Consider the following 25,455-nt stretch of genomic DNA (forward strand, 5'->3'; position numbering starts at 1 on the left):
ATTTAAGTTGTGGTCAAGGTGAAACGGCTTTCGCCGTCCTATGGCGGCACAGCGCGTTTCAGTCCGAGAAATATAAGCCTATTTATATGTGAACAACTTATAAATTCTTATATTTTTAAAAGAATATTAACTAGCAAGGCCTACCATTCAAGCAGGCAATATAACGGAGGAAAACTAAACATGCGTAAAACAAAGATTGTATGTACAATCGGACCATCCAGCGAATCACTTGAAAACACGAAGAAGCTTATTCAAGCGGGCATGAACGTCGCTCGTCTGAACTTCTCCCACGGCGATTTTGAAGAGCACGGTAACCGCATCAAGAATATTCGTCAAGCAAATATCGAACTCGGCAAAACAACTGCCATTCTCCTTGATACGAAAGGCCCGGAAATTCGTCTGGGCAAATTGAAAGAAGAGCCAATTGAACTGGTGCAAGGCGAGAAAATCGCTTTGACAACAGAAGAAATTCTTGGCGACGTAACGCGTATTCCGATTACTTATACGGATCTGCCTAACGACGTTTCGGTTGGTTCGACCATTTTGATCGATGACGGCCTAATTGGCTTGACGGTTGAAGAGGTGCAAGGAACAGAAATCATTTGCCGCATCGTCAACAGCGGTCAAATTAAAAGCAAGAAGGGCGTTAACGTACCAGGCGTAAACATCTCGCTTCCTGGTATTACTGAGAAAGACGCGAACGACATCGTCTTCGGCATTGAGCAAGGCGTAGATTTCATCGCGGCTTCCTTCGTGCGTAAAGCAAGCGATGTTTTGGAAATTCGCGAGCTTCTGGAGCGCCACAATGCGGGTCATATTCAAATTATTTCTAAAATTGAGAACCAGCAAGGTGTAGACAACCTTGATGAAATTTTGGAAGTTTCCGACGGCCTGATGGTTGCCCGCGGCGACCTTGGCGTTGAAATTCCAGCAGAAGAAGTACCGCTCGTACAAAAATCGATGATTCAAAAATGTAATCGCGCTGGCAAGCCCGTTATTACAGCAACACAAATGCTGGATTCGATGCAGCGCAACCCGCGTCCGACTCGTGCTGAGGCGAGCGACGTTGCGAACGCGATTTTCGACGGTACAGATGCGATCATGCTTTCCGGCGAAACAGCTGCTGGTAAATATCCAGTTGAATCGGTACAAACGATGGCTCGTATCGCTGAGCGTGCAGAATCGGCTCTTGAATACCGTGAAATTTTCACGAAACAAGCGAATGCACAGCAAACAAGCGTAACGGAAGCAATCTCCCAAGCGGTAGCTAATTCCGCATTTGACCTGAAAGCGAAAGCGATCGTTACTTCGACGCAAAGCGGCTTCACTTCCCGTATGGTATCCAAATACCGTCCGAAAGCGCCAATCATTGCGGTAACAACAGAAGAGACGGTTATGCGTCGCCTGGCACTTGTATGGGGCGTTATTCCGGTTAAAGGCGCACTCGTTGATTCCACAGACGGTTTGTTCGAAAATGCAGTAACCGGCGCACTCAGCACTGGTTTGCTTGCTCTTGGCGATACAATCGTTATTACGGCTGGTGTGCCAGTAGGCCGCTCTGGAACAACAAACCTAATCAAAATTCACCACATTGGCGAGCTTCTGGCAAATGGACAAGGCATCGGCAGCCAAACAGCTACTGGTACAGTAGTCGTTGCCCGCACGCCTGAAGAAGCTATTGCAAAAACAAAACAAGGTTCGATTCTGGTAACCGTATCGACCGATAAAGAATATATGCCTGCATTCGAGAAAGCGGCTGCTGTCGTAACGGAGCAAGGCGGCATTACTAGCCATGCGGCTGTTTGCGGCATCAACCTCGGAATTCCAGTTATTCTGGGCATTTCTAATGCTACAACTATTTTGGAAGATGGCATGGAAGTTACGCTTTACGGCGAAACAGGCGTTATTTACTCCGGCCAATCCAAGTCTGTATAATTTTCAAAAATATAGGAAAGTATATGATTTCGTCATACTTTCTCTATATTTCTCGGACTGAAACGCCGCGCGCCGCCAGAGGACGGCTTTCGGCCGTTTCACCTTAACTGCATATTCTTTGCTCGTATAGACAGAGCAACAACAAGCGATGGTGATTTCACCGTCGCTTTTGTTGAACTTAAAGGGAGGTTTACATGATGAGCAGCCCGTTGTCTGGATGGTTCGCGCATCCGCTGCGCGTCCGTTATCAGGAAACGGATCAAATGGGGGTCGTGTTTCACACGAACTATTTGAACTGGTTTGAAATTGGGCGCACCGAGCTGATACGATCAGCAGGCTTTGACTACAAATCTATTGAACAAAGCGGCATGCTGCTGCCTGTCATCGATTTGCATTGCCATTATGCATTGCCGGCGCGTTATGACGACACACTGCTTATTTGCACGCGCATTTCAGATTTCACTTCCGTGCGTTTATCCTTTGAATCGGAAATTCGCAAAGTAGATGAGGCGTCGTTTAAGCCCGCTTTTTACGAGCAGCAGGAAAGCCTTCCGGGGGAGCGGCTCGTTACGGGAGGAACCAAGCATGTGTGGGTAAATAAGGAGTGGCGACCTATGCGTTTGGACAAAGGGCTCCCCGCGCTGTATGATTTAATGAGGCAGATAACAAGCTGAATGGTGACGGCTGCTGCCAGCATAAACTGGACGGGAGGAATTTATAATGAAAAAATGGCTCATCGCAGCATTGATTATATTGCCTTTGATTGAGTTTTGGGGCATCGTGCAAGTGGGCAGCTGGCTTGGCGGGTGGAAGACGTTTGGGCTCATCGTTTTGTTCAGTATGGTCGGGGCTTATTTGACGCTGGCGGAGGGACGCAGAGTGTGGGCAGAAGCGCAGCTTCAGCTGCAGCAGGGCCAAATACCCGGACGCAAGCTGCTGGAGGGTCTATGTGTGCTGGCTGGCGGTTTGCTGCTGCTTATTCCCGGCTTTTTCAGCGATATCATCGGTCTGACCTTTCTGCTGCCGTTTACCCGTTCTTTTTATCAGCAGATCATGCTGCACTGGCTGGAGAAACGGATACGCGGAGGATCTTTTTCCATACGCAAGTTCTAAGATGTTTACATTAGCTTTACAAATTAATAATACGACACGAATAGTTGTAGCGCATAATAGGGGCATATATGAGGGAGGCGCACAAAATGACAAAACATTTGTCCCACTATGTTAACAGAGATTTAAGTTGGGCCGAATTTAACTGCCGAGTGCTTCAAGAGGCGCAGGATGTAAACAATCCGCTGCTTGAGCGGGCCAAGTTTCTAGCCATTGTATCCAGTAATTTAGATGAATTTATGAGTGTGCGTGTAGCGGGCATTCAAGAGCAAATTAAAGCAGGCTATTCTAAAATTGATTTTACAGGCTATACGCCCGCGGGCTTATGGAAACGATTAATTAAACGCACGAATCAAATGGTGCATGATCAATATAAATCTTATCGGGACGTGCTGCGCGGCTTGGGACGGGAAGGCATTGCCATCCGTTCAATGAGCGAGCTGAATATGACGCAGTCCAAGGCCGTATCGGAGTATTTTCATGAAATTGTATTTCCTGTCCTGACACCGATGGCGGTCGATCAGAGCAGGCCTTTTCCACTTGTACATACGAAGGAATTATATTTAGCTGTTTTATTGCGCCACCCGGAAGCCGCACCTGATGAAGACCCGCTATTCGCGATGGTGCAGGTACCATCGATTTTAGCAAGATTTGTCCCGCTGCCTGAACGCCCGAATAGCAAGAAGCGCGAATATGTGCTGCTGGAGGATCTGATTGAGCAATTTATCGATACCCTTTTCAATGGCTATGGAGCTTATGCGGTGCATGCGTTTCGTTTGACGCGCAATGCTGATTTTACGCTCAATGAAGATGCCGAGGATTTGCTGGAGGAAATTGAGAAGGAGCTGCGCAAACGCCGTTGGGGTATCTCCGTACGGCTTGAGGTTGCTCGCGGCATGCATCCGGATGCGCTGGATATTCTCAAGGATGAGCTGGAAATCGAGGATAACCTGATCGAAATTGATGGACCGCTCGATTTAAGCTTTATGATGAAGTTCGCTCAGGCTATACCAGGCTATGACCATTTGCGTTATGACAAAATGGAGCCGGTCTATCCGATGGAATTTGACGACACTGACGACATGTTTGAAGTGATTCGCCAGCGGGACGTTCTCATGTACCATCCGTATGAATCGTTTGATGCGGTTAATGATTTTGTGCTTCAGGCGGCCACCGATCCGGATGTGCTTGCGATTAAAATGACGATGTATCGGGTCAGCGGCAAGTCAGCGCTCGTTCAAGCGCTGGCTGAAGCAGCCGAATCTGGCAAGCAGGTGACCGTTGTTGTCGAGCTGAAGGCGCGATTCGATGAGGAGCGCAATATTGCTTGGGCGCGCCAGCTGGAGAAAGCGGGCTGCCATGTCGTCTACGGTCTGATTGGATTGAAAACCCATGCGAAAATATTGCTCGTCGTGCGCCGGGAGCAGGACACGCTGCGCCGTTATGTGCATGTGGGCACAGGAAATTACAATGACAGCACAGCGACGCTGTATACTGATATCGGTCTGTTTACATCTCATCCGACAATCGGCGGCGATGCATCGGCGCTGTTCAATGAGGTGACGGGCTATTCCGATCCATATGACTGGAAAGCTTTTGGCGTAGCTCCAACGGATCTCAAGCAGAAGCTGTTCCGCCTTATTGACCGGGAAATCGCCCATGTGGCGGCTGGGAAGAAGGGCCGTGTCATTGCGAAGATGAACTCGCTCTCCAATCAAGAGATGGTCGATAAGCTGTACGAGGCTTCGCAGGCAGGCGTGAAAATCGATTTGATTGTCCGCGGCGTATGCTGCTTGCGTCCTGGTGTTGCTGGCCGAAGCGAGAACATTCAGGTAATCAGCATTGTGGACCGTTATTTGGAGCATGCAAGAGTCATGTATTTCCACAATGGCGGGGAAGAGGAAGTTTATTTATCCAGTGCCGACTGGATGACGCGCAACCTGATGAAGCGGGTGGAGCTGATGTGTCCAGTGTACGACGCGCATTTGCGTCAGACGCTCATCAACATGCTGAACTTGAATTTGAATGACAATGTCAAAGCTAGGAAACTGCAGTCAAACGGCACTTATGTTCATGTTGAAAATGAAAATAAACCGTTCCGCAGTCAATTCGAGGCTAGACATATCCCAGGCTGGAAAGTACAAGTATAAAAAAGAAAAACGCGGTGAGAAAGGAATGCTCCATTCCTTTTTCACCGCGTTATTTTTTATGAAAATATTTAAGGAAAGCAACGATTTCTATGCCTGAATATAATCAGGCAGTTCGAGCACAGGAGTCAGCTTCCACAGCTTGGAAAACTCGGGAGCGAGCTCGCCTACCTCCAGACGCTCAACGGTCAGCGAGCTGCTAGGACGTACGGCATGCAGCTTAAGCTGCTCAGGCGTAAGAGAGACGGCCAGCCTGCTTAGCGCCTGTGTCTCGCTGCGGTCAAGCGCTGAGGCGAGCTGCAGTAGTGTGCCCAGCCTGCAGATTAACTCATAGTCGGATTCGACAAGCATCTCTTTGTAGGGACGGAGCTGCTGCCGTGCCCGACTTTTGCTTTTATAAGATGCGATCGAAGCCGTAATCAAAATTTCCTTATGGGACAATCCATTCAGATGCGAGTTGACGATTAAATAAAACGTATGCTTGGCGTAGTCGTAGTAGTCAATGGAAGCGCCAATTCGAAACAGGCTGGAAGCGGCATCAAGCAAAATCCGCGCTCGCGATGGCATTTGGTGCAGTTCCCTCAGCTCATCGTACAGCTGCAAAGCAAGCCGGTTTACCTGCGATACATGCTGCATCGGTGCAGCGGGATGAAGCATGCTGATGTTATGCAGGCTGAAGCCCAGCACATCCTGATGAGTAGACTCTTGCGAAAATCGTGTATCATGAAAAATGCCGTCGCGCAATCCGGCACCACAAATGATATAGCCCGAAGCTTTAGTCAGCTTGTAAAGCTGGCGCAGCACGGCTAAGCCGGGCACAATAACGTCTACCCGATCTTTGGACAGGCCGGGAAACTTGCTGCGCTTGTCCAGCGGCAGGGCCCGCAGCTGATCAAACACCATTTCGGCGTCCCCTCCGGGTATCGCATAATTATGTGTTTGATGAAAAGGGTAGTTCGTCGCCGCTTGATGGATTTTGCCCAGCGCTCTGGCGGTGCCCCCGACGCCAATCATGGGCAGTCCCTGCGCTTTGGCGAGCCATGGAACGGACTTGAAGGCTTCAAGCGCTGCATTGTCCAGCGCGCGCAAAGCCTCGTCGCTGAGCATGCCTTTGGATGCGAAACGCCGATTCAGGCTCACGCAGCCAAAAGGAAAGGAGACGGAGTGCTGCAGCTTGCGTCCGCGAAACAGCGATACCTCCGTGCTGCCGCCGCCAATATCAACTAATAGACCATCCTCCAGGTCCATCGCATTAATCATCCCAAGGAAGCCAAAGGCTGCCTCTTGCTCGCCGCTAAGCAGTTCTATATCAAGGCCGGTTTCGGCTTTTATCGCTTCCAAAATAACCGCGCGGTTCGAAGCGTTGCGAATTGCCGCTGTTGCCACTGCGCGGATTTCTCCAGTTCGGTTATGGGCGCAAATTAAGCGGAAATGGCTGAGTGTGCCGAGCAGCTCGCTCATTGCCTCAGCTGATAGATTGCCCTGATCGTCAATTCGTTCACTTAGACGCGCCGGGCGTTTGCTCCCATCAATGACGCGGTGTGCTCCGTGTGCTGTTCGCTCATAAACAACGAGCCTCACCGAGTTGGAGCCTATATCTATAATACCAATGCGATGTTCATTCATAGCGAACCTCCGATTTTTTGCAATAATTTATTTTAACATAGCAGATGAAGAATGTCCTAAGATGCGTAAGGCGACATTCAAAGCAAGCTTCTAGGGTTGCGAATCACGATATTCGAGATTTGTCGAATCAAGAATAAAAATGGATGTGTAAGACATATTAAAGGAGGCAGTTTATTAAACAATCTGGAGGTTTTACGAATGAATCAGTTTTCACAAACGAATATTAGCCAACAGCTTTCACAATGCGAGCATCTTCTACAGCAGCTGATGCAGCAAACACAGCAAGCATCAGGCATGTATCAGCAATTGTTGAAGCAAGAACAAGCGAATGCCGCCCAGTTGGAGCAAATTGCTCAGCGTGAGCATCAAGCGGCCCATATTATCCAAACCTCATTGCAAGGTCACCAAAAGGCGATGCAGCAAATGCAGCAAATTTCTAGCATTTGCAATCAAATTTCCAGTTCAAATGCGAACCAATCCTTTGCTTATCAGCAGCCACAGTACCAAGGCTCATCGTTTGGAGAGTTAAATCATTAACCTTCAAGCCATTTGTTTCTTTAGCCTATTATAGGGAAGAAAACTTGCTGCGCAGCAGGCCCTTGTCATTTCGGCATCAATCAATAACAGCAAAAATGAAGCAGCGGCTGTTTCCCGGTATTTTGCCGGGGAGCGGTCGTTTCGTCTATTTACAAACGATTATTAAAGCTTGTATCGTGATCGGTTAGTACTCTGCCTGTTTTTCTGTTAAGATAGAAGACAGGCGTTTACATCTAACTACATAAGCAGGTACCAGATCTGTCAGGGTGTCGAAAGGTGAGGTTATTTCACATGCCAGCAACCCCATCACAATTTTCTTTCTTACTGATAAAGCATTTTTATATGTGCTTTTGTTCACTTTGTTGTCAAAATCATTTATGATTATACGGACGACATGGATTCGAATGATATTTTGCGATGTGAAATTTCCAAGCTAAAGGAGAGAGAACGATGACAGCAACTAAAGGTCTGGAAGGAATTGTCGCCGCTTCTTCGTCAATCAGCTCGATTATTGACGGAGTGTTGACATACCGCGGTATAGATATTGATGATTTGGCAGAAAATGCGACATTTGAAGAGGTTGCCTATTTGTTATGGTATGGCAAACTGCCTAATCGTTCCGAGCTAGCAAAACTGCAAGAGCAGTTAGATGCATACACAGCAATTCCTGAAGGCGTTATCCAGCAAATTAAGCTGTACCCGAAGGACACGAATTCGATGGCGGCACTTCGTACAGCCATTTCAAGCCTTGCTCTATATGATGAGTCGGCTAATGAAATGACTGCTGAAGCTAATCAGCTGAAAGCGATTAAGTTGCAGGCGCAATTGCCAGCCGTTGTAGCAGCGTTCGCTCGCATTCGTGAAGGCAAAGATCCAATTGCTCCGAAGAAAGGCGTATCCATCGCCCATAATTTCCTGTACATGCTTACGGGCAAAGATCCTGAAGAGGTTGCAGTGAAAGCGCTTGATCAGGCACTTGTGCTGCATGCTGACCATGAGCTTAACGCATCTACATTTGCGGCACGTGTAACGGTAGCGACTTTATCTGACATTTATTCCGGTGTTACCTCGGCAATCGGCGCGCTCAAAGGCCCGCTGCATGGCGGCGCTAATGAAGCGGTAATGGTTATGCTGGAGGAAATCGGCTCCTTTGCCAATGTTGAGCCATATATCAACAATGCGCTTGCGAACAAGCAGAAGATTATGGGCTTCGGTCACCGCGTTTACAAAAACGGCGATCCACGCGCCAAGCATCTGCAAAAGATGTCGCAAGAGCTCGGCAAGCTGACTGGAAATTTGGAGCTTTATGAAATGTCGATCAAGATCGAAGAGCTCGTTACCGGTCAAAAAGGCCTTAAGCCAAATGTAGATTTCTACTCTGCTTCCGTCTATACGACACTAGGCATTGCTCGTGATCTATTTACGCCAATTTTTGCGATTAGCCGCGTTTCCGGCTGGAGTGCTCATATTCTTGAGCAATACGAGAACAATCGCTTGATTCGTCCTCGCGCCGACTATATCGGTCCAGTCAACGCGAAATATATTCCAATCGACGAGCGCTAAGCGCTGCTTTTAGTACCGTTACACAAATTAAAGGAGGAATTATAAACAATGGCTCAATTCGAAAAATTCGCATTACCTACTGAAGGCGACAAAATCACTATCGACAACGGTGTGCTGAACGTTCCTAGCAATCCAATCATTCCTTTCATCGAAGGCGACGGCACAGGCCGCGACATCTGGCGCGCTTCGAAACGCGTGCTTGACGCAGCTGTAGCGAAAGCTTACGGCGGCGACAAAAAGATCGCTTGGTACGAAGTTTTTGCCGGCGAGAAAGCATTCAATGAATACGGCGAGTGGCTGCCAGCTGATACGCTGACAGCGATTCGTGAATATATCGTAGCAATCAAAGGTCCTTTGACTACGCCAATCGGCGGCGGCATCCGTTCCCTGAACGTAGCGCTTCGCCAAGAGCTTGACCTGTACGTATGTCTGCGTCCTGTTCGTTACTTCGACGGCGTTCCTTCCCCTGTAAAACGCCCTGAGCTGGTTGACATGGTTATTTTCCGTGAAAACACAGAGGACATTTATGCAGGTATCGAGTACCAAGAAGGTTCCGCAGAAGTGAAAAAAGTGATCAACTTCCTGCAAACTGAAATGGGCGTTAACAAAATCCGTTTCCCTGAAACTTCCGGTATCGGCATCAAGCCGGTTTCCAAAGAAGGTTCGCAGCGCCTTGCCCGCGCAGCAATTGAATATGCGCTTAAGCATGGCCGCAAGTCGCTTACACTGGTACACAAAGGCAACATCATGAAATTTACAGAAGGAGCTTTCAAAAACTGGGGCTACGAAGTAGCTGAAACAGAATTTGCAGAGCAAACCTTCACTTGGGGTCAATATGACCGAATTAAAGAAGCAGAAGGCACAGAAGCTGCAAATGCAGCACAAGCAGCTGCGGAAGCAGCAGGCAAGCTGATCGTGAAGGACGCTATTGCGGACATCGCTTTGCAGCAAGTTCTGACTCGTCCGACTGACTTTGACGTAATCGCAACGCTGAACCTGAACGGCGACTACCTGTCCGATGCACTTGCAGCGCAAGTTGGCGGTATCGGTATCGCTCCAGGAGCAAACATCAACTACTTGACTGGACATGCTATTTTTGAAGCTACGCATGGTACAGCTCCTAAATATGCAGATAAAGACGTTGTTAACCCAGGCTCGGTTATTCTCTCCGGCGTAATGCTGCTTGAGCACCTTGGCTGGCAGGAAGCGGCTGACCTGATCTACAAAGGTCTGGAAGCATCGATCAACAACAAAACAGTAACTTATGACTTTGCCCGCTTGATGGATGGCGCTAAAGAAGTGAAATGCTCCGAGTTCGCTGACGAGGTTATTAACAACTTCTAGAACCAACAATGGCTGGAGGTAATGAGACAATGGCAATCAAACGCAGAAAAATTACTGTTGTTGGAGCAGGCTTCACAGGCGCTACAACTGCCCTGATGGCAGCACAAAAAGAGCTAGGCGACGTTGTGCTCGTCGATATTCCACAATTGGAAAACCCGACAAAGGGCAAAGCGCTTGACATGCTTGAATCGACACCAGTACAAGGCCTTGATGTTAACATTATCGGGACGTCTGACTATGCAGATACGAAGGATTCCGATGTCGTTATAATTACTGCAGGCATTGCCCGTAAACCCGGCATGAGCCGTGACGATCTTGTTAACACCAACGCGGGTATCGTGAAATCCGTTTGTGAGAACGTAAAGGCAACAAGCCCTAACGCTTATGTCATTATTCTTAGCAACCCGGTTGACGCTATGACTTACGTTGCTTACCAAGCGCTTGGTTTCCCTAAAAATCGCGTTATCGGCCAATCCGGCGTTCTTGACACTGCTCGTTACTGCACATTTATTGCGCAAGAGCTTAACGTTTCCGTGGAAGATGTTCGCGGGTTCGTGCTTGGCGGTCATGGCGATGATATGGTTCCACTTGTTCGGTATTCCAACGCTGGCGGTATTCCTATCGATAAGCTGATCTCTGCTGAGCGCATTGAAGCGATTGTACAGCGCGCTCGTGTTGGCGGCGGCGAAATCGTTAATTTGCTCGGCAACGGCAGCGCATATTATGCGCCAGCTGCAGCGCTTGTGCAAATGACGGAAGCGATCTTGAAGGACAAAAAACGCATTATTCCAGTTATCGCTTACCTTGAAGGCGAATATGGCTATGACGATCTGTTCATGGGCGTACCCGCGGTTATTGGCGGCGATGGCATTGAGAAAGTGCTGGAGCTTGATTTGACGGCAGAAGAAAAGGCTGCGCTTGATCAATCAGCGCAATCGGTTCGAAATGTTATCCAAATCGTAACTGCTTAATGGACTTAGCTAAAGCAAGCTGGCTTTTATAAAAGATTTAGTACGGGAGGACCCTGACACTTTGCTGGCAGGGTTTTTCCGTTTGAAATATAAGAAGTTGTAAGGTTCCCCCTTATAATGGGCTTATATTTGTAATGGGTCTATTTTTTAGGATGCTTAATGTGCAAAGGGAGGGAAAGAAGCATGCTGGAGCAAGCTAGAGCCGAGCTGAAACGGGTGTACGGCTATGACTCGTTTCGACCTGGACAGGAAGCCATTATTCAAGGAATACTGGAAGGCCGGGATACGCTTGCCATTCTCCCAACTGGCGGAGGCAAGTCCGTCTGTTACCAAATACCGTCCTTGCTGCTGAATGGAACGACGCTTGTTGTTTCTCCGCTTATATCGCTTATGAAGGATCAGGTCGATGCGCTGAACAGGCTCGGCATTCCAGCGGCTTTTTTGAACAGCTCGCTTGGAGCTGTAGAATACCGGGAAGTGCTGCGAAGCGCGTTCAGAGGCGATTACAAGCTGCTGTATGTGGCGCCAGAGCGGCTTGATGCGCCAATGTTCAGCTCACTTAGCGAGCAGATGGAAATTCCGATGATCGCCATTGATGAGGCCCACTGTGTCTCGCAGTGGGGGCATGATTTCCGCCCAAGCTATCGCCAGCTGGCAGGCTGGATTGGACAGCTCGCTAACCGTCCGCTAGTTGCAGGCTTTACCGCAACGGCAACGGACGAGGTGGCGCGGGATGTATCGGCTATGCTGGGCATGCATGATCCGAATATTTTTGTGAGCGGCTTTGCTAGGCCGAATTTATCGTTGTCGGTCATTAGCGGGGCGGACAAAAAGAAATTTTTGCAGAAGTTTATAACCGAGCGCGAAGAGCAGTCGGGCATTATTTATACGGCTACGCGCAAAGAAGCCGAGTCCGTGCATGATCAGCTTGTACGCAAAGGGATTGCCGCAGGCAAATATCATGGCGGCTTGTCCGACGAGGAGCGAGCGACGACTCAGGAGCGCTTCCGTTTCGATGAACTGCGCGTAATGGTCGCCACGAATGCGTTTGGCATGGGCATTGACAAGCCTAACGTGCGTTATGTGCTGCACTGGCAAATGCCCGGCGACGTTGAGTCGTATTATCAGGAAGCGGGCCGGGCGGGACGCGACGGCGAGGAAAGCGAATGCATTTTGCTGTTCGAGCCTCAGGATGTGCAGGTGCAGCGGTTTCTTATCGAGCAGGGCGTCGGCGATACAGAACGGAAGTCGATTCAGCTGTCCAAGCTGAATACGATGATGAACTACAGCCGGACGCATCGCTGCCTGCAGCAGTTTATCGTCGATTATTTTGGCGAGAAAAATGTAGAGCCGTGCGGAAAATGCGGCAACTGCCTCGATAAAAGCGAGCTGGTTGATCGAACGTCAGAAGCGCAGAAGGCCCTTTCCTGCGTTGGCAGAATGCGCGGCCGGTTTGGCGTGACGATGGCAGCTAAAGTTCTTAAAGGCTCACGCGACAAACGGCTGCTGGAGTTCAGGCTGGATGAGCTCACTACATATGGGCTGTTCAGCAGCTGGCCAGAGAAGGAAATTACCGATTGGCTATATTGGCTTGTAGCCGAGGGCTACTTGCGGATGAGCGATGGGCAATATCCGACCGTCTCGCTCACGACGAATGCTTTGCCTGTTCTGGAAGGCAAGGAGACGGTCATGCAGCGTTTGCGGACAACGGTAAAACGCAGGGATTCGGGGCAGGGCGGAATGGCTTCGCCGCTGTTCGATGCGCTCAAGCAGTGGCGCAAAGAGACGGCAGCCCGCGAAAATGTGCCGCCGTTTATGCTGTTTTTTGATGCAACGCTCAAGGAACTGGCTGATGCCAGACCACTCACGGAAGATGAGCTGCTGCAAACGAAAGGGATTGGTGCAGCCAAGGCGCGGAAATATGGTGCCGAGGTGCTGGCTATTATTGGCGAGCATGCAGGCAAGCCTAACGAGGCAGCTGGCGGTGCAGCAGGAGGGGCAGCTTCCTTTGGCTCCGGGCAGGCATCTGCTGTTGGGCAGTCAAGGACGGCTTCCGCAGAGTCTTCCAGCAGGGCAGGGAATGATGAAACGCCTAGCCATGTGCTGTCTTTAGAGCTGTTTAATGAAGGCAAATCGCCGCAGGACATTTCCGCAGAGCGCGGCCTCAGCCGGGTAACGGTGGAAGGGCATATTATCCGCTGTGCGGAGGAGGGCTATGAGCTGGACTTTAGCCGAATTATTCCCGCCCATCGCGAAGAGGAAATTGTAGCAGCCATTATGGAGCTGGGTCCCGAGAAGCTGCGTCCGATTAAAGATGCGCTGCCGGACGATGTCGATTATTTTGCGATCCATGCCGTTATTTTTAAATACGGCCTGAAGGCAGAGGATTGAGCGAAGGCTAGTTTTTTAACGGAGTAAGTTAATGGGTTTATGGAAGTTCTTTGTATTTGCTAGGTTCATTTAGTATACTGTGTTTAGTAGAAAAACGGTGCTAATGCAGCGCTGGCGGGCACTCATCGCATCGCAACAATAAAGCTTGCGCATTTAAGCGCAAGCTTTGCCATGCGAGAATAAAGCCGATGCTTGCCTAGCGCTTGCTGCCCCGCAAATTTTTTTAGGAGGAAAGCTGAATGTATAACGTAATGGTTTTGCTGCATTTATTGGGCGCTGTAGGGATGGGTTTTTATATCGTGCTGCCGATTATGATTGGCCGGGCATCGAAGCTTGCAGGAGTAGGGCAGGAAGGGTTGGCTGATGGCCTGCTGTCGGCAAACCGGGTCGCACAATATTTTCTCATTGTCCAACTGCTGACAGGCGGCTACATGATGTCGAAAGGCGATTATGCCGTAATCTGGATGATTATTGTAACGGTTTTGTTTTTGGGGATTGCCGCATTGGGCGGTATTATTACGAAGCCGCTGAAGCGCATCGTTTCTTCTATTCGTGAAGGTCAAAGCGCTTCCGCACATATCGGCAAAGCTCGCGTCATGAGCCTAATCGTGCTGGTGCTGTACCTGGTTGTTATTTATTTTATGCGTTTCCCGATTTTTGCTACAGTATAGCAAGTCGGCAAGTGAACACCGTGTTTGTTTGATTATGGAAGGAAAGCGAACTCAAATCAACGTTGCAGGGGGCGGAGAATGTGGGACAAGCATCACCAGACATCATTACATTCGGAGAATCGATGGCGCTATTTATGCCGCAGGAGCATAAGGCGATTGAACGGGCGACTACACTGGAGCAGGGCTTCGGCGGGGCGGAAAGCAATGTCGCCATTGGCCTTTCACGCTTAGGAAGCTCGGTAGGCTGGTTCGGCGCTCTTGGTAATGATCCTTTCGGGCGGATTATATTGAAAACGCTTCGCGGGGAAGGGGTAGATGTATCCCGCGTCAGGCTGAGCGAAGAAGCGCCAACGGGCATGATGTTCCGCGAGACGGTAGCAGGCCGCATGGCCGTGCATTATTACCGCAAGCATTCTGCTGCAAGCCGGATGGAGCCAGAGCATCTTGATGAGGCGTACATTCAAGGATCGAAGCTGCTGCATGTAACGGGAATTACAGCGGCGCTTAGCGAGAATTGCCGCCGGACGGTGCGCAGAGCCATCGACATTGCAAAGGATGCTGGCGTCAAAGTAAGCTTTGATCCCAATTTGCGGCTGAAGCTTTGGTCGATCGAAGAAGCGCGGGAGGTGCTGCTGCCCTTTGCGGCTGATGCGGATTACTTTTTGCCGGGCTGGGATGAGCTGATGCTGCTTTACAACACAGATAGCTATGATGTTGTAAAGCAAAAGCTGCTTGAACTGGATGCGGTGAAGATCATTAAAGGCAAAGATGATGCGACGATCGTGCTGGATGGCAGCGAGGAAACGGCTGTTCCTTTCTATAAGGCGGACAAGGTTATTGATACGGTCGGAGCGGGCGATGGTTTTTGCGCTGGCTTTTTGGCAGGGATTATGAAGGGAATGACGCCTGTCGAAGCTGTAAAGCTTGCGAGCATCAATGGCTCACTCGTCGTTCAAATGCGTGGAGATTGGGAGGCGCTTCCAGAATGGAGCGTTGTCGAGCAGCGAATGAGCGATAAAGCATGGGTGGAGCGTTAATTATGGCTGAAGCGAATGTTCCGTCGTCTAAAGGACAGCGCCGCCGCGAGGCGATTCTGCAGCTGCTTAAGCAGCAGGGGCGCGTTACGATTTCCGAGATTGTGGAGCAATTCGATTGTTCGGAAGCGACCGCAAGAAGAGACTTAGAGCAAATGGAAGCCAGCTATCCGATTATTCGCACGATTGGCGGGGCGATGTATGATGGGCTCAGCGTCGTTCGTGATATGGGCTTTTCGGAAAAGCAGGATATTTCGTACCTGGAAAAAGAAAGAATTGCCGCGAAGGCGGTATCGCTTATTCAGGAGGGCGATGTCATCGGCCTGTCCGGCGGCACGACCAATTATTTGATTGCCAAGCAGCTTAAACTCAGAAGCGGCATTACCGTCGTGACGAATGCAGTGAATATTGCGATGGAGCTGGCGGGGAGCCCGATTCAAGTCGTTGTCACGGGCGGCATTATGCGCCACAACAGCTTTGAGCTTTGCGGGCCGCTGGGAGAAGGCATGGTCGATCATTTGAATATTGGCAAAATGTTCATTGGCGTTGATGGTGTATCGGCAGGCGGGGGCATTACGACGTATTCGGAACAGGAAGCGCAAATTGCCAAAGCGCTGATTAGGCGATCCGTTGAGACGTATGCGGTGTTCGATCAGACGAAGGTTGGCAAAATGTCACTGTTCTCGATTTCGCCGCTTGCAGCGCTGCAAGCTTTCATTACCGATCAGCCGATTGAAGGCGAGCTTAAGCTGGCGGCACAGCAGCTCAATATTGACGTTTACGTAGCAGAAACGAATAGTTAGCAATGGTAAGGCAGCAGGAGCATGGAAAGTGGCTCCTGCTGCCTGTTTTTTACATTCCTAGCCTTTGTCGCATAAAATGGGGGGGCAATCTGCCAGCTGTCGTTTAGTATTGACAATAAATAAACGATCGTTTATTATTGACGCATGAGACTAAGAGATGAAAATAAAATAGAATTAATTTTTGAAGCTACGATTCAGTTGATTAACGAAATTGGCATTTCGGAAACGTCCATTTCTAAAATCGCCAAGCGGGCGAATGTGTCTGCGGCTACGATTTACATTTATTTTGAGAATAAGGAGGATATGCTCGGCAAGACGTATTTAAAAGCGAAAAAAATAATGAGCGATAAGCTGTTTAATGGGGTAGACCATTCGGCACCGATCGAGCAGCGCTTTAATCTGTACATTCGCAATTTTATCCAATTTGTACAGGAGCACAAATCTTATTTTTTGTTTATGGAACAAATCTCGAACTCGCCACTGCTGCAAAATTGGTGCTTGGAAGAAAGCGCAGCGCTGTATATGCCTATATTTGAGTTTTTTGAGAGCGGCAAGCAGCAGCAGCTGTTCAAGGATGTAGATAATCATATGCTCATTACGTATTCCATTTTGCCGGTAGCCGAGCTGGTTAAAGAGCAGTTTAAAGGTGATTTTGAGTTTACGCCTGAAAAGCTGGATAGCGCGATTAAAATGAGTTGGGACGCGATAAAGCGATAAAACGATAAATTTTTTTTAAGTTTAATGAATGATCATTCATTAATTAAATATAAAGCAGCGGAATCGTGCCGATAAGTACACGGACAATGGCAACTTCCACTGCTGCTGCTCAATATTTAAAGGTCGGCTGCCTTTAATTCAGGGAGTCGGCCTTTATTTTTCGCAGCGCTATTCGTTTCATTTGCATCATATAGATACCGTAGCTCTGCAATAAAATAAAGCATGGAAGCAGATCGAGCCGATATCTTGCTTGTATTTCAATCCAAAGCTGCACGAACGCATAGCCCAGCAGTAAAATCAGAAAAAGCATGTGGCCGGCCTTATGCTGCTCGGCAAACCGGCTGCGCCATAAGCTGTACAGCGAATAGACTCCTGCTGCGCTCATGGCAGTGAAGAGGAAGCGCTCCGCTATTTTTAGGACGGCAGCAAGCTGTTCCTGATTCATATCCTTCAAGCTCCACATAACCGCCGAATCCTCTTCGCCCCAAAAAATAGCGAGCTTGCGCGCAAACAGTGAGGCGACTGCGGCCGGATCGGCGAGACGCTCCTTGATCAATGCCAGCTCTGCTGCGTCACGCTCCTCGCCAAGCTTAAATTGCAGCACGTACTTGCCATCCTCAAGCGACCATCTGCCATCTGTTTCCGCATTTAATCCTACGACGAATTTCCAATAAGGCTCCCGGTTAGATAACGGGTATTGCGAGGCTTCGCTTTGCACGAGTGCATAGCTGGCTAAAGCTTGCACCATATAAAAAATAATAAACACGCCGGCGGCACGGGCAAGCAATAATGTAGTGGATTTTCCAATCGATAGCCCGGCAGGCCTGTAATCGCCCGATTTAGCTTTGAACAAGCGAAATAGCAGTTGAAAGGCAGCAAAGCCAGCTAAATACACGAGGCTTAGCGGTCTCATCAAGTTCGCAAGTCCGAAGGCGAGGCCGATTAGAAGCCAGCCATATTTGTTTTCGAAGCGTTTACTAATGATGAGCAGGCAGCCGAATGTGAAAAAGAATGTCGACCAATGCTGATTCGTCAGTACCGAGCACATGATGATATTGGGAATATAGAGCGCATACAGCAGCCCCGCAATTCGCGCCGTATGCTCGTTAAACAGCTCTAGGGCAGCGTAATAAACGAGCAGCACGGTCGCTGCACTGAACAGCACATTAACTAGCTTAAGCATGAACAGCGCTGCTCCGCCAAATAGCTTGATCATACCTGCTTCATACATCGTAAAGCCAAACTGGTACACCCAGCTGAGAAAATATTCATCCTGATTAAATGAAAAATCGCCTGCTGCCGCTAGCTTGGCAGCATTATACATAAACAGGAAATCGGAATCGGGAGGTGTATCGATCCAAATAATCCAGCCGAGCCGGGACAGCAGGCTGATCGCTATAAGTGCGAGCAAATAGCTTTTAGCCGATATTTGGCGTCCAAGCAACCAGGAGGCGGCAAATATAAGGATGAGCGTAAGGAAAACACCGCTAGCGGCAAGCAAGGGACTTTGGAGCAGCTGCGCTGTATTCATAAAGGAAGCAGCGAAAACGACAACGAAAAATAAGCCTCCTATAAAAGTGAGCGTTTGAGCAGAAAAAGAACGTATCGATTGGAATGAGTGGAATAAGCGCATAGCTTCTCCTTTCTTTAAGCGGAATGACTTATCCAATTTTATCCGAAATAGGTTAAAGAGGCTAGCTGTGAGCTGCAATTGGATTCATCTGCCGGAAATAAGCTTAATTAAAGCGAAGTTTATGCTGGATATTCCATACGAATAAAGCCGCCCCTGCTGTTAGGCAAGGACGGCTTTATTAATAGAGAAGATAGTTTAATTCCGGGAAGCATCGAACACAAGCTTGCCGCCTACCCAAGTATGGCTCACTGCGGAGAAATCAGCATCCGTCAAAATGACATCTGCTTGCTTGCCGCATGCGATAGAGCCCGTCTGCTCGTAGATACCGAGCTGCTTAGCCGCATTACCGCTGGCGCAGCGGCTGACTTCGGCGACAGACAGCGCAGTGTTGGCCAGCATGTACCGGAAGGCACGCAGCATCGTCAGACTGCTGCCTGCGAGACTGCCGCTGCCTTGCAGGCGGGCAACCTGATCTTTCATCTCGACGGCCAAGCCGCCAAGCGAGTAATTCCCGTCGGGCATGCCCGCTGCCGACATGGCATCGGTAATGAGAATAAGCTTGTCTGCCGGTTTGGCAGCTGCAAGCAGCCGGATCGCTCCCGGATGGACATGATGGCCATCGGCTATGAGCTCGGCATATATCCGCGGATCGCTGAGAACAGCGCCGACGGTTCCCGGCTCGCGGTGATGCAGCGGACGCATCGCATTATACGTATGGACGGCGTGGGACATTCCAGCGTCTGCTGCGGCTTCGATATCCGCGAAGGAGGCATCGGTATGGCCGCAAGCGGCGACGATATTATTTTCAGCAAGCCAGGCAATGAGCGGAAGTGAGCCTTCCCGTTCAGGCGCAAGTGTCAAAATTTGAATCAAATCGGGAAACTCTGCAGTCCATGCCTCCAGCCAGTCCTGCCGAGGAGGCGAGAGGTAAGCGGGATTTTGCGCACCGATCCATTTTTCATTCAGAAACGGTCCTTCCAGATGGACACCAAGCAGTGCGGCATAGGGCATGTCGCCGCTTCTGTAATCCGCTGCGGCATGCAGAACCGACTCGATCGCTTCTTTAGAAGCGGTCATCGTCGTCGCCAGCATACCCGTTGTGCCCTGGGAGGCGTGGAAACGGGTAATCGTGTCGTAGCTGCTGCGGCTGGCATCCATAAAGTCGGCGCCAAAGCCGCCATGCACATGGACGTCGATAAAGCCTGGCAATAAATAGCCGCCGGCTCCATCTATAGCGGGCAGCGCCTGTTCTTCAGCACTAAGAACAGCAGCATTTTCCAGCAGGCGGTAAATGAGGCCATTTTTAATAACAGCACTGCCAGCAATGATCCGGTCTTCCAAGACGATATGGACGTGATGAATCACCCATGAGAAGGGCGAGTTTTTCATATTACTTCAGCTTCCTTCCGGCTTCGCGGTCGAGAAGCACGATAACCCGGGGATGAGTCTGGAGCAGCGAAGCTGGCACATCAGTTGTAATAGGGCCGGTCAACGCTTGCTCTACGATCTCCGCTTTATCTGCGCCGCGAACCACGAGTATAATGGTGTGTGCTTTCAGGATGGAGCCGACACCCATCGTCAGCGCCATCTTCGGAACTTCTGCGGCCGATGAGAAAAACCGGGCATTTGCTTCCAGCGTTGCCGCCTTCAGTTGGACGGCATGGGTACCCGCGGATAGCAACGCATCAGGCTCATTAAAGCCGATATGTCCGTTATGTCCAAGCCCAAGCAGCTGAATATCGATTGGATTTTGCTCCAGCAGCTGGTCGTAACGGTCGCATTCGGCTTTCAAATTTTCAGCCAGCCCATTAGGCAAATGATAATGATCGTCTGCAATATCAATATGGGAAAATAACTGCTGCTTCATATAATAAGCATAGCTTTGTTCATGCTCGGCAGGCAGGCCTACATATTCGTCCAAATTGACGGTAGTCGTCTGGGCGAACGAGACTTCCTTGCTGCGATATGCTTCTATTATTTTGGCATAGATGCCTAGAGGTGTCGAGCCTGTAGCGAGCCCTAGCACCGCATTTGGCTTCTCTTGGATTTTATTAATAATGGTTTGAGCCGCATAAGCGTCAAGCAGTTCCCAGTCGTTAAAGTGAATGATTTGCATCATGAAGCGCCTCCTTCAGGTTATGATTTTATTTTAAACTAAAAATATCTTTTTAACAATAATTTTGATTGTAAAGTTCAAATTAATGATTTTTACAATCAATTTAACATGTACTCACAGCGTATGTTATGATGGACGGATAGAATATTTGCAGGAGGTAAAGGCAATGACGACAACGCAGCGTACGGAGGCGGAGGAAGCGGCGAAAACCGCGAAACGCAAAAATGAGCATATCCGCATTTGCTTGCAGGAGGAAGTGAACGGCCAGCATATCGATACAGGGCTTGATCGACTGCGGTTCCGTCATAATGCGCTGCCTGAGCTGTCATTTGAGGAAATTGAACTTAAGACGGAGTGGTTCAATTCGCCGATGAAAGCGCCGCTGCTCGTCAGCTCTATGACCGGAGGCACCTCGGAGGCTGGGGCTATTAACCGCCGCCTGGCAGAGGCTGCCGAGGCACGAGGCTGGGCGATTGGTCTGGGCTCCATGCGGGCCGCTATTGAGCGTGAGGACTTGGCCGCCTCCTTTCATATCAGAATGGAGGCGCCTTCGGTACCGATCATCGCCAATCTCGGAGCGGTACAGCTGAATTACGGCTTCGGTACCGATGATTGCTTGCGTGCAGTTGACATAGCAGAGGCGAATGCCCTCGTGCTTCACGTCAACAGCATGCAGGAGGTTTTTCAGCCGGAAGGCAACACGGACTTTCGCGGCTTGCTGACGCGAATTGAGCAAGTATGCCGCGCCCTCCCTGTGCCAGTCGGTGTGAAGGAAGTAGGCTGGGGCATTGATGCGGGTACCGCCGCAATGCTTGCGAATGCAGGCATTTCCTTTATTGATGCCGCTGGAGCGGGGGGCACATCCTGGAGCCAGGTCGAGAAATACCGGGCGGGTGAAGGATTGCGCCGGCAAGCTGCGGAGGCATTCGCCGATTGGGGCATTCCGACAGCGGAAAGCGTTAGCGCGATTCGCAGCACATTGCCGCATATGAGCGTTATAGCGAGCGGCGGATTAAGGCATGGTGTTGATGCGGCTAAAGCGATTGCGCTTGGAGCGAATCTCGCTGGCTTTGGGCGTGTCTTATTGCCGCAAGCGGTGCATGGGACAACCGACCTGTCAATTCGCCAGCTTACCCAGCAGTTTGAGCGAATTGAGTTTGAATTAAAGGCGGCGATGTTCGGCATTGGCGTCCGCACAATTGAGCAGCTTCGCCAGACGGATCGGCTTGCTTCGAAAGCCGACTAATCATGACATAGCCTACATAACAAACGAAGGGACCGCAGCCTATTTAATCAGGCCGGTCCCTTCGATTTTGATTCGGGCATTGACGGCGAATTGCAGCGTCGGGTAAATATTTTGCCATTGCTGCCAGGCTGCTTCGCCAGCATGAGTCGCCCGGTAATGCAGGCCAAAGCCGAAAGGATCGACGCCAGCCTGCTGTATTTTTATCAGCAGCTTATCCGTCAATTTGGAGTAATCTTGGCTTAGCTTTTGCTCCACCTGTCCCCAGCCCTGGTCAAACAAATGTGGAGGTGCTTCCTCCATAAGCACTTTTATGCGAACGTCCATGTTTAATTGAAGCTTGCCATTATGCTCGCTAAAGTGATAATGGCTTTTAATTTTGCTGATGGCTCCCACAATCCGATTGTTTGAGAAACTTCCTTGAATCGAAGACTTCTCGTAGTTTTGAGCCAACTGGTTAAATAGCTGTGATTCTTCCGGCTTTAGGACGAGCTTGATTTTCGTTTTATCCAGCAGCGCCGTGTGGTTAATAACATAGCCGCTGTTGCCTTCGTTGCGAATAATCGGCATGATGGGGTCCAAACCTTTTTCCATGACGCGCCTCGTCAGATCCGAAAGATTTTCTACATACGTATAGGGATTGTCCGTTCCATCTGCACTGAAGCTTAGAAACAGCGCATTTCCCGGATAGCGCTCCGCCTGGGGATTAATTTTCAAAATCGTCCGGGCATCCGGCTTGCCAATCGCCAAATTCGCAATACTTTGTATATCCCGCCGTCTTTTCATCCAATCCAGCACAGGGGAATAATCCTTATAAGCAACGCGCTCACCGATGAGAAAAATTTTGCAATGGCCAAAGTCCAATTCCTTGTCCACATGGGCTTTCAGCATACGCACACCTTCGGCGATGCTTGCGGCTTCAATTGTTTCTACTTGCGCTTTGCCAGCGCCGGGCTCGATTTTCGGTGAGGCAATGGCCAGGCGCAGCGTAATGAGAAAAGGATTTTGTTTTTTGCCACTGTAATCGATACCCATCGCCACGATAAAATAACGTTTGTCAATATCTTTAAAGCCGCAGCCGCTTAATGCTGTACAGGCCAACAGCATGCACAAAGCTAGCAGCGTGAGCTTTAACGAGCGCATCTTCATGCGGATTTACGCTCCTTTCGGCTAAGCATGAACACGGAAATCACGATGGCTATATAAGAAAACAGCATCGCCGTCAGCCAATAGCGCGTAAACATAAACTCTAAGCGTTCATCGCTGAAAAACAAATAAATTACGGCAGCTACAGCAAACACGCCGCAAATCATATAGTTGATAACGGGCGTTTCCTCGAAGTCGGTTGCCATTTTCAGCTTGGGGAAGCAGCTTTTAATAAATTCCATCGCTTGATGCCAGCAGCTCATCGTATAAATGAGCGATAGATTTAGATACACAATCAGGAACAGAAACAATACCCGTTCGATAAAACCGTATTGCAGTGTAATCGAGTCAGCAGTCATGCTCCATACATAAAGGTATTCATCTACCGCTTCAGTACCATGGAATCCGATAGGCACGAAGAAGGAAATGCTCAAAATAATCATGCCAAATATCGGTACGAGCCAGCGATACGTATAGCTGAAATTCGGCGGCAGTAGACGATTAAATATCGACAGATTGAAAAATCCGGTGAATACAAATACCCCGGCGGCAATAGAGCCAAGCTCTGGGCGCACCATCACAAAATTGGCGACAGTATGAATGGCATCCCAATTTAACTGCGGGCTTCTCACCATTTTGAACAGCACGAAAAAAATAATCGGCGCATTGAGCAGCAGCCCAACCTCGATAATATGCTGTACGGATAACGTCGAGCGTGAGGCCGCATAGCCGCAGGCAATAACAAGCAGGCATAAAATGACCAGCGGATTCAGCTCCGGATTGAAAAAGCGGTTGATCATGATCGCAAAGGCGGCCACGACAATAGTAGACGATACGAAGCAAATAATCGCTACATAAACCATAATGGGCGAGACGAGCCACCGCGGCCAATAGGCCCGTAAAATTTCAGGCAGCCCCATGCCGGGAAAATGCGCTAGCGCAGCAGTATAGGCATAGGTGAGCAAAGTTCCGGTGGCCCCGGAAATCAGCATCGAGGAGACGGCGCCACTGTAACGGTGTTCGATTAGAATATGCGGCACATACAGCATCAAGTTGACGAAGCTGGTCAGAAAAAAGTTGTAAAAGAAGTAGCGTGTCATTCCACCTTTACCTGCCCAATGTCCCCTGACTGTGATTTTGTGCCTGCAAACATGCGGAAATAAGGCTTGCCGAAGCTTCGCAAATTGCATAAATAGACCACGTACATGAATGAGCCGACGGTAACTCCGGTAATGCCGAAAAAGATAGCCATCACAATGAGTGGATATTTCAAAAAGCGGATAGCAAATGACAAGGAATTGACCGGAACGACAAAATTGGAAATGGCGACGACGGATGTCACAATAATCATAATGCTGCTGACGAGACCGGCCTGCTGGGCTGCTTGTCCCAAAATAAGACCGCCGACGGTTGTAGCCGTTGAGCCAATGTAGCGGGGCAGCCGAATACTAGCCTCAATTAGCGCTTCGATCATAAATAGCATAACCATTACCTCAATAAAGGACGGGTAGGGTACAGCCGAGCGGCTTCCGGCGATGGAGAGTGCCAGCTGTACCCGAAAGAGCTCTGGATTGTAAGAGATAATGGATACATAGAGGGCAGGCAGCGTAATGGTCAATACAACCGCAACATAGCGCAGTAAGATAAGCGTGCGGGTCATCCAAAAGGCTTCGTAGTTATCCTCGACCGCATGCATAAAGTCAAAAAAGGTGACAGGCAGCACTAGAGCGAACATATTTCCTTTTATGAGAATGGCGATTTTACCATTGGAGATAGCCGTCGTAATGCGATCCGGGCGCTCGGTAATCAGGACAGTAGGGAACAGATGCCACTGCTTTCCGGTTAAAATCGTTTCCAGCTCGCCTGCGGCCTGCAGCATCTCGGTTTGCGCTTTCGTCAGTCTTTGCCTCAACTGATTCAATACAGTCGGATCGACGCGGCGCTGATCGAACAGCACAATAATTTCCGTCTTCGACAGCGACCCAACGGTGTGTTCCTCTACACACAGCTCAGGAGAGTGGTACATGCTGCGGATGAGGTTAAGCGATTTTTTCAAATCTTCGTTCAACGCAAGCTGCGGTCCTTGAATTGCACTTTCTACTTGGGTTTGGGTACTTTCATTACTAATAATTTTCGCTGTGTAAAGCGAGTAAACGATGCCTTGAGCTTCTATTAAAATATTGCCTTTCAGCAGCAAATCGGTCCACGTAGCTGGATCATCAACGACTAGATAGTCGCTAATCGTACGCAGCTGTTTATCGTAAGGCACCTCTTCCTTCATAAAAGGTACTAGCACATAATTGCTGATCATTTGCTCGTCGCATAAAGAGGAGATATAGGCAATTTCGATAATTAAATCGTCATTTTTGAGCTGTTGCACCTTTAAATCAACCGATTGGGCAAACAGCAGGCGGATGTGGTCGATCATAGAGCTTCCTCCTTAGCAGCAAAATGGGCAAAGTGAGCTT

General features: G+C 49.3%; 21 protein-coding genes. 14 read left to right on the forward strand and 7 right to left on the reverse strand.

The features are described from left to right. Positions 1-180 precede the first annotated feature (180 nt). The 4 genes from pyk to ppk1 all read left to right on the forward strand — a co-directional run bounded on the left by pyk (position 181) and on the right by ppk1 (position 5,195). Complete coding sequence (pyk, locus tag ASF12_RS22615) at positions 181-1,935, forward strand: pyruvate kinase (RefSeq protein ID WP_056039801.1); 1,755 nt, start codon at positions 181-183, stop codon at positions 1,933-1,935. Between the two features lie 197 nt (positions 1,936-2,132). Then, on the forward strand, positions 2,133-2,609 hold the full coding sequence (locus tag ASF12_RS22620) for an acyl-CoA thioesterase (RefSeq protein WP_056039803.1): 477 nt from the start codon (positions 2,133-2,135) through the stop codon (positions 2,607-2,609). Positions 2,610-2,655: 46 nt separating this feature from the next. Further along, entirely contained in the window at positions 2,656-3,048 is a 393-nt protein-coding gene (locus ASF12_RS22625; RefSeq protein ID WP_056039805.1) for an FxsA family protein, read from the forward strand. Positions 3,049-3,134: 86 nt separating this feature from the next. Next, the gene (gene ppk1 / locus ASF12_RS22630; protein ID WP_155973388.1) at positions 3,135-5,195 is read left to right on the forward strand and encodes a polyphosphate kinase 1; all 2,061 of its coding nucleotides are present in this window, start codon (positions 3,135-3,137) and stop codon (positions 5,193-5,195) included. Between the two features lie 87 nt (positions 5,196-5,282). Here ppk1 and ppx read toward each other — a convergent pair whose 3' ends face one another. Next, complete coding sequence (gene ppx, locus ASF12_RS22635; RefSeq protein WP_056039809.1) at positions 5,283-6,818, reverse strand: exopolyphosphatase; 1,536 nt, start codon at positions 6,816-6,818, stop codon at positions 5,283-5,285. 198 nt (positions 6,819-7,016) lie between these two features. Between ppx and ASF12_RS22640 the strand changes: the two genes are divergently transcribed. The 9 genes from ASF12_RS22640 (at position 7,017) to ASF12_RS22680 (ending at position 16,849) form a co-directional block, all read left to right on the forward strand. After that, positions 7,017-7,355, forward strand: a complete 339-nt coding sequence (locus ASF12_RS22640) for a hypothetical protein (RefSeq protein ID WP_056039810.1) — start codon at positions 7,017-7,019, stop codon at positions 7,353-7,355. Positions 7,356-7,805: 450 nt separating this feature from the next. Continuing rightward, on the forward strand, positions 7,806-8,918 hold the full coding sequence (gene citZ, locus ASF12_RS22645; protein ID WP_046229430.1) for a citrate synthase: 1,113 nt from the start codon (positions 7,806-7,808) through the stop codon (positions 8,916-8,918). A 48-nt stretch (positions 8,919-8,966) separates the two neighbouring features. Then, positions 8,967-10,262, forward strand: a complete 1,296-nt coding sequence (gene icd / locus ASF12_RS22650; protein ID WP_056039812.1) for an NADP-dependent isocitrate dehydrogenase — start codon at positions 8,967-8,969, stop codon at positions 10,260-10,262. A 29-nt stretch (positions 10,263-10,291) separates the two neighbouring features. After that, positions 10,292-11,233, forward strand: a complete 942-nt coding sequence (gene mdh, locus ASF12_RS22655; protein ID WP_056039815.1) for a malate dehydrogenase — start codon at positions 10,292-10,294, stop codon at positions 11,231-11,233. A 183-nt stretch (positions 11,234-11,416) separates the two neighbouring features. After that, positions 11,417-13,624, forward strand: a complete 2,208-nt coding sequence (recQ, locus tag ASF12_RS22660; RefSeq protein ID WP_056039817.1) for a DNA helicase RecQ — start codon at positions 11,417-11,419, stop codon at positions 13,622-13,624. A 239-nt stretch (positions 13,625-13,863) separates the two neighbouring features. Further along, complete coding sequence (locus ASF12_RS22665; RefSeq protein WP_056039818.1) at positions 13,864-14,295, forward strand: hypothetical protein; 432 nt, start codon at positions 13,864-13,866, stop codon at positions 14,293-14,295. A gap of 80 nt (positions 14,296-14,375) precedes the next feature. Then, positions 14,376-15,332 (forward strand): sugar kinase, encoded by a 957-nt coding sequence (locus tag ASF12_RS22670; protein ID WP_056039820.1) that lies wholly within the window; start codon positions 14,376-14,378, stop codon positions 15,330-15,332. 2 nt (positions 15,333-15,334) lie between these two features. Further along, on the forward strand, positions 15,335-16,132 hold the full coding sequence (locus ASF12_RS22675; protein WP_056039822.1) for a DeoR/GlpR family DNA-binding transcription regulator: 798 nt from the start codon (positions 15,335-15,337) through the stop codon (positions 16,130-16,132). Positions 16,133-16,276: 144 nt separating this feature from the next. Continuing rightward, on the forward strand, positions 16,277-16,849 hold the full coding sequence (locus ASF12_RS22680) for a TetR/AcrR family transcriptional regulator (protein ID WP_056039824.1): 573 nt from the start codon (positions 16,277-16,279) through the stop codon (positions 16,847-16,849). Between the two features lie 133 nt (positions 16,850-16,982). On the opposite strand, the gene ASF12_RS22685 is transcribed toward ASF12_RS22680, so the two are convergent. The 3 genes from ASF12_RS22685 to nagB all read right to left on the reverse strand — a co-directional run bounded on the left by ASF12_RS22685 (position 16,983) and on the right by nagB (position 20,598). Beyond that, entirely contained in the window at positions 16,983-18,380 is a 1,398-nt protein-coding gene (locus ASF12_RS22685) for a glycosyltransferase family 39 protein (RefSeq protein ID WP_056039826.1), read from the reverse strand. Between the two features lie 297 nt (positions 18,381-18,677). Beyond that, entirely contained in the window at positions 18,678-19,871 is a 1,194-nt protein-coding gene (gene nagA, locus ASF12_RS22690; protein ID WP_056039827.1) for an N-acetylglucosamine-6-phosphate deacetylase, read from the reverse strand. 1 nt (position 19,872) lies between these two features. Then, on the reverse strand, positions 19,873-20,598 hold the full coding sequence (gene nagB / locus ASF12_RS22695; RefSeq protein ID WP_056040131.1) for a glucosamine-6-phosphate deaminase: 726 nt from the start codon (positions 20,596-20,598) through the stop codon (positions 19,873-19,875). A 166-nt stretch (positions 20,599-20,764) separates the two neighbouring features. Between nagB and fni the strand changes: the two genes are divergently transcribed. Beyond that, positions 20,765-21,844 (forward strand): type 2 isopentenyl-diphosphate Delta-isomerase, encoded by a 1,080-nt coding sequence (gene fni, locus ASF12_RS22700; RefSeq protein WP_056039829.1) that lies wholly within the window; start codon positions 20,765-20,767, stop codon positions 21,842-21,844. Positions 21,845-21,883: 39 nt separating this feature from the next. On the opposite strand, the gene ASF12_RS22705 is transcribed toward fni, so the two are convergent. The 3 genes from ASF12_RS22705 to ASF12_RS22715 are packed head-to-tail and all read right to left on the reverse strand — an operon-like array spanning position 21,884 to position 25,415. Then, a complete protein-coding gene (locus ASF12_RS22705) occupies positions 21,884-22,990 on the reverse strand; it encodes a Ger(x)C family spore germination protein (protein ID WP_056039832.1) in 1,107 nt (368 codons plus the stop codon). Continuing rightward, on the reverse strand, positions 22,987-24,087 hold the full coding sequence (locus ASF12_RS22710) for a GerAB/ArcD/ProY family transporter (protein ID WP_056039834.1): 1,101 nt from the start codon (positions 24,085-24,087) through the stop codon (positions 22,987-22,989). The genes ASF12_RS22705 and ASF12_RS22710 overlap by 4 nt, the downstream gene beginning before the upstream one ends. Further along, the gene (locus ASF12_RS22715) at positions 24,084-25,415 is read right to left on the reverse strand and encodes a spore germination protein (RefSeq protein WP_056039836.1); all 1,332 of its coding nucleotides are present in this window, start codon (positions 25,413-25,415) and stop codon (positions 24,084-24,086) included. The genes ASF12_RS22710 and ASF12_RS22715 overlap by 4 nt, the downstream gene beginning before the upstream one ends. Positions 25,416-25,455: the final 40 nt, after the last annotated feature.

The organism is Paenibacillus sp. Leaf72, from assembly GCF_001422685.1.
Taxonomy (GTDB): domain Bacteria; phylum Bacillota; class Bacilli; order Paenibacillales; family Paenibacillaceae; genus Pristimantibacillus.

What these genes read in the sequence shown, in the direction of transcription:
- icd (WP_056039812.1), top strand. Translation starts at nt 8,967, where the DNA reads ATGGCTCAATTCGAAAAATTCGCATTACCTACTGAAGGCGACAAAATC.
- ASF12_RS22705 (WP_056039832.1), bottom strand. Translation starts at nt 22,990, where the DNA reads ATGAAGATGCGCTCGTTAAAGCTCACGCTGCTAGCTTTGTGCATGCTG.
- ASF12_RS22685 (WP_056039826.1), bottom strand. Translation starts at nt 18,380, where the DNA reads ATGAATACAGCGCAGCTGCTCCAAAGTCCCTTGCTTGCCGCTAGCGGT.
- ppx (WP_056039809.1), bottom strand. Translation starts at nt 6,818, where the DNA reads ATGAATGAACATCGCATTGGTATTATAGATATAGGCTCCAACTCGGTG.
- ASF12_RS22665 (WP_056039818.1), top strand. Translation starts at nt 13,864, where the DNA reads ATGTATAACGTAATGGTTTTGCTGCATTTATTGGGCGCTGTAGGGATG.
- ASF12_RS22675 (WP_056039822.1), top strand. Translation starts at nt 15,335, where the DNA reads ATGGCTGAAGCGAATGTTCCGTCGTCTAAAGGACAGCGCCGCCGCGAG.
- ASF12_RS22625 (WP_056039805.1), top strand. Translation starts at nt 2,656, where the DNA reads ATGAAAAAATGGCTCATCGCAGCATTGATTATATTGCCTTTGATTGAG.
- ASF12_RS22710 (WP_056039834.1), bottom strand. Translation starts at nt 24,087, where the DNA reads ATGACACGCTACTTCTTTTACAACTTTTTTCTGACCAGCTTCGTCAAC.
- ppk1 (WP_155973388.1), top strand. Translation starts at nt 3,135, where the DNA reads ATGACAAAACATTTGTCCCACTATGTTAACAGAGATTTAAGTTGGGCC.
- pyk (WP_056039801.1), top strand. Translation starts at nt 181, where the DNA reads ATGCGTAAAACAAAGATTGTATGTACAATCGGACCATCCAGCGAATCA.
- ASF12_RS22715 (WP_056039836.1), bottom strand. Translation starts at nt 25,415, where the DNA reads ATGATCGACCACATCCGCCTGCTGTTTGCCCAATCGGTTGATTTAAAG.
- citZ (WP_046229430.1), top strand. Translation starts at nt 7,806, where the DNA reads ATGACAGCAACTAAAGGTCTGGAAGGAATTGTCGCCGCTTCTTCGTCA.
- recQ (WP_056039817.1), top strand. Translation starts at nt 11,417, where the DNA reads ATGCTGGAGCAAGCTAGAGCCGAGCTGAAACGGGTGTACGGCTATGAC.
- ASF12_RS22680 (WP_056039824.1), top strand. Translation starts at nt 16,277, where the DNA reads ATGAGACTAAGAGATGAAAATAAAATAGAATTAATTTTTGAAGCTACG.
- nagA (WP_056039827.1), bottom strand. Translation starts at nt 19,871, where the DNA reads ATGAAAAACTCGCCCTTCTCATGGGTGATTCATCACGTCCATATCGTC.
- fni (WP_056039829.1), top strand. Translation starts at nt 20,765, where the DNA reads ATGACGACAACGCAGCGTACGGAGGCGGAGGAAGCGGCGAAAACCGCG.
- mdh (WP_056039815.1), top strand. Translation starts at nt 10,292, where the DNA reads ATGGCAATCAAACGCAGAAAAATTACTGTTGTTGGAGCAGGCTTCACA.
- nagB (WP_056040131.1), bottom strand. Translation starts at nt 20,598, where the DNA reads ATGCAAATCATTCACTTTAACGACTGGGAACTGCTTGACGCTTATGCG.
- ASF12_RS22640 (WP_056039810.1), top strand. Translation starts at nt 7,017, where the DNA reads ATGAATCAGTTTTCACAAACGAATATTAGCCAACAGCTTTCACAATGC.
- ASF12_RS22620 (WP_056039803.1), top strand. Translation starts at nt 2,133, where the DNA reads ATGAGCAGCCCGTTGTCTGGATGGTTCGCGCATCCGCTGCGCGTCCGT.